The sequence below is a fragment of the Oleiphilus sp. HI0086 genome (genome assembly GCF_001635225.1).
Window position 1 is genome coordinate 1 of the sequence record NZ_LWFZ01001182.1, and the last position, 1,044, is coordinate 1,044.

The 1,044-nt window shown below is 44.0% G+C and carries 1 protein-coding gene and 1 pseudogene; one reads left to right on the forward strand and one right to left on the reverse strand.

Annotated features, from left to right (window positions below):
- Positions 1–159: pseudogene (locus A3756_RS20680) on the forward strand (electron transport complex subunit RsxE); the annotation flags it as partial.
- Positions 160–237: 78 nt separating this feature from the next.
- On the opposite strand, the gene A3756_RS20685 reads toward A3756_RS20680, so the two are convergent.
- On the reverse strand, positions 238–825 hold the full coding sequence (locus tag A3756_RS20685; protein WP_068552578.1) for a hypothetical protein: 588 nt from the start codon (positions 823–825) through the stop codon (positions 238–240).
- Positions 826–1,044: the final 219 nt, after the last annotated feature.

The window sequence follows — 1,044 nt, forward strand, 5'->3', positions numbered from 1 at the left end:
CTGTTTGCTATTTTGCCTCCGGGAGCGTTTGTTGGAATGGGTTTAATCATTGCGCTGAAGAATATCATTGATCAACGTGCAGCGGCAGCAAAAGCGAAAACTGAAACAAAGAAAGAAAAGGGCAGTAAGCGGGTTCGTGTAACCGGCAAGATTGCTTAGCCTATAACGGGGAAGGTGCTTAGATAGTGCAGTTGACACGACACAGCATTTCAGCTGTATCGTGCGTACTCTATCAACTTAAGCGGTAAATCGCTTCAGGCCTTTCATTAGACCGTCAGTAATATTCGAAAACTCATCTTTTGCTTTCTTAACGACAAGCTCAGAAATTGCTGTAGTTTCTTGATGTTTGCTTTCTTCTTCAGCGCTTACTTGATAAGCAGGAAGACATTCTTGCATTGCTTTGGCAGCCTCAGAACGGGGCTTTAGTCCATACCATTCACAGATCTTCTCTACAGATAAACGGAAAGCTTGTTCCTCGCCGTGGACGGCTATGGAGATAGTGGTGCGTTTTATTTCATCTTCCCAAGGTACGTTAATACGCAGCTCAAAAACATCAGCCGGCGCACGCCCTTTTCGTTTAACGACAATGCGGCGTAAACCTCGGATCGTGCCTTTTTCGCGAATATGATATTCGGTAGAGAGTGCTTGCTGCAAACCGTAAGCTTTCTGGGCTTTGGCAAAGCGAGCGTCGATTTCCTGGGCTTTGGAATACGCAGCTTTGCGACTGCGTTTGATACGGACATACTCTTGGTGTTCTTTACCTCCCCATGCTCGAAAGACTCGGAAGTAAGATAATTCGCCGTACTGGTGATCATAAATTGCCATATACTGCCCCCTCCTTGTAGGGCTCGTCCTTTGTGAGCGTATCTATTCGCTTCAACATCAATATTTTGCTGAATAGATCACATTTCGTTAGAGTTCGCACTCCGATAAAATCACAAGCACAATATATAACATTAATATGAAATTAGGGAGACACTTGTCATGAAATACATCATTTATTTATCTGGTGAAATTCATAGTGATTGGCGTGAGCGGATTGTT